6 protein-coding genes, 1 tRNA gene and 1 pseudogene are annotated in these 8132 nt (G+C 38.5%); all 8 read left to right on the top strand.

The genetic code is table 11. The annotated features are described in order from the left end of the window. Positions 1–173: 173 nt before the first annotated feature. Positions 174–1529, top strand: coding sequence for an MATE family efflux transporter (locus ABYD77_RS16195; protein WP_372771147.1), 1356 nt, complete (start codon positions 174–176; stop codon positions 1527–1529). Further along, positions 1501–2511 carry a DUF3080 family protein gene (locus ABYD77_RS16200; protein ID WP_372771148.1) on the top strand — a complete coding sequence of 337 codons (1011 nt, stop codon included), beginning with the start codon at positions 1501–1503 and terminating at the stop codon, positions 2509–2511. The genes ABYD77_RS16195 and ABYD77_RS16200 overlap by 29 nt, the downstream gene beginning before the upstream one ends. Positions 2512–2612: 101 nt before the next feature. After that, positions 2613–2689 (top strand) — tRNA-Val (locus tag ABYD77_RS16205). 155 nt (positions 2690–2844) lie between these two features. Further along, positions 2845–3960 carry an MltA domain-containing protein gene (locus ABYD77_RS16210; protein WP_372771149.1) on the top strand — a complete coding sequence of 372 codons (1116 nt, stop codon included), beginning with the start codon at positions 2845–2847 and terminating at the stop codon, positions 3958–3960. Then, positions 3957–4598, top strand: a complete 642-nt coding sequence (locus tag ABYD77_RS16215) for a TIGR00730 family Rossman fold protein (protein ID WP_372771150.1) — start codon at positions 3957–3959, stop codon at positions 4596–4598. Before ABYD77_RS16210 ends, ABYD77_RS16215 begins: the two co-directional genes overlap by 4 nt. A 17-nt stretch (positions 4599–4615) precedes the next feature. Then, positions 4616–6322, top strand: a complete 1707-nt coding sequence (aceK, locus tag ABYD77_RS16220; protein ID WP_372771151.1) for a bifunctional isocitrate dehydrogenase kinase/phosphatase — start codon at positions 4616–4618, stop codon at positions 6320–6322. A gap of 65 nt (positions 6323–6387) precedes the next feature. Next, on the top strand, positions 6388–7329 hold the full coding sequence (locus tag ABYD77_RS16225; RefSeq protein ID WP_372771152.1) for a LysR substrate-binding domain-containing protein: 942 nt from the start codon (positions 6388–6390) through the stop codon (positions 7327–7329). Between the two features lie 242 nt (positions 7330–7571). Continuing rightward, positions 7572–8132, top strand: a pseudogene (locus tag ABYD77_RS16230) (O-antigen polymerase); the annotation flags it as partial.

An 8132-nucleotide genomic window follows, 5' to 3' on the forward strand; every position in this document is an offset into this window, starting at 1 on the left:
AAATGGTTCAAATACGCATTCGGTGTAGACAAAACTAGGCGCATTACTTCACCACTTGTGGAAACAGATACCACCGACGCCTTTGTTTGTACAATACCAGTAAACATTTAATTCCTATCTATCTCTGCATTCAGTAAAATACGATTTTCCTGATTTTGCTAGAATGCGCAAGTATGACGTTTAATGTTTTTGAAGCGAGGTATATTCTTCGCTTAGCTATTCCTGTTTTTATTGCCCAAGTAACCATGATTTTAATGGGCGTTGTTGATACTGTAATGGCTGGTCAAGTCAGTGCGTATGATTTAGCGGCGCTTGCAATTGCTTTAGGTATTTGGAACCCAGTGCTTTTAACTTTGCTTGGTGTACTGCTTGCACTAACAGGTATGGTGGCGCAAAATTTTGGCGCAAGAAAACTGTTTGAAATACGTCATGATATGTTTCAGGGCTTTTTCTTGGCATTCTTACTAACAGCAATTGGCGTTTTACTAATCAACTTTGTTGAGATCCCAATATCGTATATAAAGATGGAGCCAGAAGTAGCAGGCTTGGCGCTTGGTTATATCCACTATGTTAAATGGGGTTTACTTGGCTTTTTAATTTACAATGTACTGCGCTGCGTTTGTGAAGGTATGGCATATACCAAACCAGCGGTATTTATCGCGGCCATCGGCCTTGCCATTAACATTCCTGCTAACTATATCTTTATTCACGGAAAACTCGGCTTTGATGCATATGGTAGTGCCGGTTGCGGCATAGCAACAGCTATCGTTTATTGGTGCATGGCATTTAGTTTGTTTATTTATATGCTTTATTCAAAGCGCTTGAAAGGACGTTTTTTATTTTCACGCGCCATAAAGCCAAAGTTAGCTACAATAGCAAGTATCACCAAGCTTGGTACTCCCATTGCCCTTGCTCACTTTTTTGAAGTGACACTGTTTGCTTGTATTCCGCTCTTTATTGCCCCACTTGGCGCAATTGCCGTTTCAGGTCACCAAGTGGCTGCCAGTGTTTCTACCGTGCTATTTATGATCCCACTAAGCCTTGCACTGGCGATTTGTATTCGTGTTGGTAACTTAGCGGGTCAAAAAAACTATGCTGCAGTTAAAAAAACGGTTTCAACTAGCCTATTATTGGCGTTAATGATTTCGACCCTTGTTGCGCTTATTACTTTTTTATCGCGTAGCGTGATTGGCAGTGTGTACAGTGATAATGTTGAGGTCATCGCGCTGGCAAGTGCTATTTTAATTTTGGCGTGTTTTTACCAATTACCTGATGCTTTGCAAGTGGCAGCAACCGGTATTCTTAGGGGCTTAAAATATACTGCGCCTATCTCATACATTACATTTATTTCTTATTGGTTAATCGGGTTTAGTTTAGGTTACGTATTAGCTTTAACAGACTTCATTGTTGAACCCATGGGCCCAGAGGGCTTTTGGCTTGGAATTATCGTAGGATTATCAACAGCTGCGATCTTATTAATTACGACTGTGAGAAAACGACTTGCTGAAGCACCTTTTAATAATTCTTAATTTTGTATTTTTTTTAGTTGTTGTTGGGTGCTCTAAAGCGCCTGATACACTGAACCTAGATTATCACAGTCGATTACAAAGTCAGTTAAGCTTACCTGAGCTAATACCCTATTCAGACACATACAAACTGGTAAAACCCACTTTTCAACAAATTCAAACCAGTAAGATAACTATTTTGCAGTTGGCAAAAATTCAACATTGCCAGTTAGGGCAATTAATAGCTGAGCAAAATTCACAACTCGGCAAGATGGCAGGACCAAGTGCACAATTTATATATCAAGTACGATTTTTACAGCTTTTACCACAATGTATTAAAACACTGAACGACGAGAAGTTAATAGCTCAGTTAAACTCAGTTTATATAGAGAAGTCATCTAATATCTTTTTTTTCTGGCAACAATTAGTATTTCTTGATGCTCAACTAGCAGCACTTTATTTGCCAAGCCGTTATTCATTAATGGAAATAAATGAAGATAACAAACAAGCCACCTTAAATACCCTGCATTACCTTTACCAGATAAAAGCAGCACTTGATGTAAAACAAATCGAGGCAATACCAATCATCAGCTTAGAAAATCATTTATCTACCCTTTACAAAAACCCTTACTTAGCTAGTTTATTAAGAGCAATGTACGAACAAATTCATATTTTGCAACAACAAAACCAAGCACTGGCCAAAATCTCAATTTCATCTTTGTGTAAAGCAGGTCACAACACGGAGAAGGCGAATATATTGAGTAATATCTTCACTAAGTTTTACGGCAGTAAAATACAGCAATACCATAACGTCTTGATCCGTGAATACGATGCCATCCATCCACAACTTAGCTCGCTTTGGCAGGACTCGTTTTCAACACCTTATAAAAGTAACCTGTTGATACATCCACTAGATTTATCAAATAGTTTAAAAGCACTCTCTATTAAGCATGTAACCTGGTGGCAAACTCTATACAAACACTGTGACATCGTTCCAGGGCGTTAATCTAGACAGGTTTTGCATATAAATCCATCAGTTAAACGGTCATAAGCAAAATTCTGCTTGTACAACAAAAAATTCTATGTAGAATGCGAAACATAAATCGAGGGTCTGTAGCTCAGTTGGTTAGAGCGCCACGTTGACATCGTGGAGGTCGGTGATTCGAATTCACTCAGACCCACCATTTATTCACTCCTTTATTTCCTAATTACATCCTAAAAAGCCAATCACTTTTATCTAATACCTAAAACATTAGAACGTTATGAATTAAAGCCCTAGCTTCTTATTTTTTAAATCAGTAAACTAAGTTTTATTTCAAGCTTATTAACTGATATTTCAATGAAGTATATTGTTTTATTCTTATTATTTGTTAACGTTTTCATCTCCAACTCTTTATTAGCAAACTCTTTTTCTATTACAAAACAAACTCCCAGCAACGATTTTAAAATCAATACGAATACTGAACATTTATGTAAAGTTGCCAAAAGCACTGTGAAATACCTTTCTCGCGGTAAAGATTATGATCCTGCGGTTATTCACACACAAAAACTATCACAATATGGCATTGAGAATGATGATATAACTCGCACACTTAAATCGCTGTGTAACTTTGCCAAAGCAGATGAAAAAAACAACACACAAAAGCTAACTGACATTCAATTCTTAAAACAACATTATGATTTTTACCGTATTAGCTCAGATACATCCCATGCAAAAACACTGAGCGATAAAAAGCTACTATTAAAAAAGCTAACTAATGATAAAGTGCTTATGACTAAGTACTATGTTCACTTAGCAAAAGGCAGTGATAAAAAAACGCAAAGCCATGCTTATCCACTTTATGCAATACCTTATGATGAATCCGCGTTATCGATTGAAGAGGCTGAGCAACAAAAAAACACACTCACACGATTTAAATATGGTAAACAATCAATTTTAAATGGCGTGTTAGATTTTCATAAGCTTGCCGAGCCACTCGTCTACCTAACTCGAGAAGACTTAGAATCTGCGTTGTTACAAGGCACAATCGTTGTCGAGTTAAATGACAAGCAGCGAGTATATAATGTTCACCGTAATAACGGTATTGCATATGATCGCACTATAAAACCCTTTAAGCAGAATCGTTATTGGTATTTTAAACAGGTAAATGGCATTTTAGGTTATGGCAAAGATGCCAACTATAAAATTGAAGTGTTACCCGAAGTCACCTTTGCTGGTGATATTTACCAACTAGGCCTTGGAGCGCTTATATTTGCGCAGTTTGACTTTAAAAACCACAGTGAATACCGTATGGCAATCATGGCTGACACAGGTGGCGCATTTGAAAATAACTTATATCAATTAGATTATTTAGCTGGCAGCTACCCAGGCATTAAAGCCTACTATGATGCTAATCGTCATATGCCATATTATATTGACGCGTGGTTTATGGTTTTAAAAGGAGATACAAAATGATCGATGATCTCAAAGGCGATGAATCATGGCGTATGTTTCGCATTATCAGCGAATTTGCTGATGGTTTTGACAAACTATCAGACACAGGGCCAGCCATTTCAATTTTTGGATCAGCACGTCTAGATCCAAATAACGAGTATTATCAAGCAACTGTCGATATTGCAAAACGATTTGTCGAAGAAGGCTTTGCTGTCATTTCCGGTGGTGGTCCAGGCATTATGGAAGCCGCTAATCGCGGTGCAACAACAGGTAAAAGTATCGGATTAAATATCGAATTACCCTATGAACAGATCCCCAACGTCTATCAAAACGAACAACTTGACTTCAGGTACTTCTTCACACGCAAGGTGATGTTTTTAAAATACTCCATGGGTTACATTTGTATGCCTGGAGGGTTTGGCACGCTTGATGAAACATTCGAATCACTTACCCTTTTACAAACAGGCCGTATCTCAAAAATGCCCGTTGTGTTATTTGGCAGTGAGTTTTGGCAAGGATTGGTCGATTGGATGCAGCAACAGCTGGTTAAAAAAGGGTTGATTGACCAAAGTGACTTTTCATTGTTCACTGTTACTGATGATATTGAACATGCAGTATCAATTATCACCAATCATGCAAAAAAGCATCAACCACAATAACTAAAAGGTGTAAATGTATGCAGTTGAGCCAAGTTATCGCCAACTTGATTTTAAAAGGGTTTAGCCACCACTATTCACTGTTTCAAGGGTTGACATCGCAGGCTCAAGTGCATTTCGCCAATGCCGATTGGCAATCGATGCAACGTATTAGTGCTGAGCGTATTAGCTATTATGATAAGCGCGTAAATGAGTGTATCGAAAAGCTTAAACGTCGCATAGATGCATCTCACTTTGACCCAGAGCTTTGGCTAGCCATTAAAGCCGACTATACAGATTTACTCAGTTTTCATCCGCAAGCTGAGCTTGCCGAAACATTTTTTAACTCGGTATTTTGCCGCCTTTACCACCGCAAATATTTTAATAACGATTTCATTTTTGTTGAAAGCACCTTAACCGAACCTCTGGTGCCCGTCGAAGAAGAATATAAAAGTTTTTTCCCAGTGGTTGATGGCTTACTACCAACCATTAAACAAATTTTTGCCCAGTTTGATTTAAAAGCCCCTTTTATCGATCTTGAATCGGATATTAAAAATATCGTCAAAGCCTTTGTTAAACAGGCTCCGAATGTTAATTCACGAAATCATCAGATGCGCTTTGATATTTTAAAAGCGCCTTTTTATCGCAATAAAGCCGCCTATATTGTTGGTCGAATTGTCAGTAAAAACGGTGTTCAACCCTTTATTATTCCTATCTTGCACCATAAAAACAAAGGCCTATTTATTGATGCTGTACTAACTAATTCTGTGCAAATGCGTATAGTATTTGGCTTTGCCCGCGCCTATTTTATGGTGAATACCCGTTCGCCTTCTGGTGTGGTGAGCTTTTTAAATCAATTAATGCCCAATCGCACACCAGCCGAACTTTACAACGCGATTGGTTTTCATAAACAAGGTAAAAGCGAATTTTACCGTGAGTTTTTAAATCACTTAGCATCGTGTAAAGAAAACTTTGAGGTAGCCGCTGGCACGCCAGGAATGGTGATGGAGGTATTTACTCACCCTACTTTTCCGTATGTATTTAAAGTAATTCGCGATAAGTTTGGTGACGGTAAACCGTTTGGCAGGCGCACGGTATTAGAGCGTTATCAACTGGTTAAAAAACACGATAAAGTTGGCCGCATGGCCGATACCATCGAGTTTTCTGATGTGGCCTTCCCCATCTCACGTTTTCCTGAGGCACTATTAGATCGTCTTAAAAAATCAATTGCAGGTTCACTCGAATTTGATGGTGATTTACTGATCATAAAACACCTTTATATCGAAAGGCGTATGACACCACTTAATTTGTTTTTACAAGATGCACCAGAACAAGACAAACGTCATGTAATGCGTGAATACGGCCAAGCGCTTAAAGAAATGATGTCGGCTAATATATTCCCTGGCGATATGCTGCTCAAAAACTTTGGTGTAACCAAGCATAAACGGGTTATTTTTTATGACTACGATGAGGTGCAGTATTTAACCGATATGAATTTCAGAGAATTACCTAAATCGGATGGATACTTTGATTACCCAGATGCCTACTCTGTAGCGCCACAAGACGTATTTATTGAACAACTTACGACCTTTGTGACAACCGATCCTCATATTAAAAAACTTTTATTAGAACAACACCCAGAACTTAACTGTGCTGCTTATTGGCGCGAGCAGCAGCAAAAAATTAAGCAAGGGATCAGTACCAATATTTACCCTTATCCCGAAAGTCTAAGATTTAAGTCTCACTAAAGTCTTGTTATTTATTCCAGTGTTTATTAGAGTCTTTTATAGAATACTTTAACAGCATAAATATAATGAATATTAGTAAAGTAGATTTAAATCTTTTAGTTTACCTAGATACCTTACTTAGGGAATGTAATGTAACACGCGCTGCAAATCAGCTAAACATTACACAACCGGCCATGAGTAATGGCTTAAAACGTTTACGCACACTTTTGAACGACCCAATTTTAGTGCGTACCAGTGACGGTATGGTGCCTACCGAACGCGCTAAAGAGCTGCAACCCGTTGTTCGTGGTGTGTTATTAACACTCGAAGAAACACTGCAGCCCAACCGTGATTTTGAACCTGCCAGTAGTAATCGTGTTTTTCGGATTATGGCCAGTGACTACGCTGCAAGCACACTTGCGCCAATGCTATTAAGTCGCCTGCAAACCTTTGCTCCCGACACTACATTAGACATTGTAACACCCAGTGATGTGACCTTTCATGATGTAGAAAACGGTAAAGTTGATATGGCCATTAACCGCTTTGATAACCTGCCGCAATCGTTTCACCAAAAACGTATTTGGAAAGACAGTTTTTCTTGCGTGGTAAACGCTAATAACCCCGTATTAGAAAACTACAGCCTAGATGCCTATTTAAAAGCACGTCATATATGGGTAAGTAAAACAGGTTTTGGTGTGGGTGTGGGCATGGACCCTGCCGATGTGCAAAAGCTCGGTTGGGTAGATGAAGCGCTCGCACACTTTGGTAAACATCGCAATATTGCATCATTCACCCGTAATTACCATGTTGCTATTCATTTAGCCAAGGCTGAAAACCTGATTGCAACACTGCCCACAAAAGTGGCTCAAATTTATAAAAACGACAATGAGTTGAAAATTATTGAGCCACCGTTTCCTATTCCGCCGTTTGAGCTTGATATGATTTGGAGCCCACTACTGCACCGTGATGCCAGCCATATTTGGCTGCGACAGCAAATTACCGATGTCGCAGAAGCACTATCGAGTTAGCTTAAGCACACGCCTCATTAAGTGCCAACATAAAGCTTGGCACTAAAAATAATAAAGACCAATACAATTAGCGGTTTATCTTTTTATAATCTTCAAGCTAAAAATCATGTGTGGTATTATTGGATAAAATTTTTATGCGTTATTGAACATTGAATAAGTTAGATAAAGTTGTTTTTGCCTTGTTATGTGCCTTAATTTTCTGGTTGCCTATCCCACTGGGTAGTTATCGTGTTTGGGCCATCATGTTTTTTGGCTTTATGGTAGGCAGTACCTTTATCTTACACCTAGCGAATTGCGCTTATTCAAAACAAGCTATTTTTCCAGACAAATCCAGTTGGCCCCTAATGGCCAGTCTACTCGCTGTGATAGCGGTATTAAGCATTCAGTTATTACCAACCTCAGCGCAAAGTATTGACCCTAATCAAACCTTTGTAATGCTACTAAAAACCGTCACTATGCTAATGTTTGCATGGTTAATTTTATTGTATGTAAACAACAAAGACAGAATTAAAACGCTTATATATTGGCTAGTAGCAGCAGGTGTATGCCAGGCACTTTATGGCACTTATCTTACCCTGAGTCCCGAAAAAGTTAGTCTTATATTCGGGTTCAAACATGATCCAAGAGCAATGGGGTCTTTTACTTACCAGAATTTTTTAGCAAATTATTTAAATCTATGCTTAGCAATGGGCATTGGTTTGCTAATTAGCCAAATGAAGATTAATAAACATCCTCTTCCGATAAAACAACTTATAATAGACATTCTAGAGTCACTTCTCAGTAATAAAATCATTCTTCGATTG

Origin of the sequence: Pseudoalteromonas sp., assembly GCF_041629635.1 — a bacterium.
Lineage (GTDB): Bacteria > Pseudomonadota > Gammaproteobacteria > Enterobacterales > Alteromonadaceae > Pseudoalteromonas.

Bases quoted from the DNA above. Each gene is read 5' to 3' on its own strand.
- ABYD77_RS16225 (WP_372771152.1), top strand. From the start codon at position 6,388: ATGAATATTAGTAAAGTAGATTTAAATCTTTTAGTTTACCTAGATACC.
- aceK (WP_372771151.1), top strand. From the start codon at position 4,616: ATGCAGTTGAGCCAAGTTATCGCCAACTTGATTTTAAAAGGGTTTAGC.
- ABYD77_RS16195 (WP_372771147.1), top strand. From the start codon at position 174: ATGACGTTTAATGTTTTTGAAGCGAGGTATATTCTTCGCTTAGCTATT.
- ABYD77_RS16210 (WP_372771149.1), top strand. From the start codon at position 2,845: ATGAAGTATATTGTTTTATTCTTATTATTTGTTAACGTTTTCATCTCC.
- ABYD77_RS16215 (WP_372771150.1), top strand. From the start codon at position 3,957: ATGATCGATGATCTCAAAGGCGATGAATCATGGCGTATGTTTCGCATT.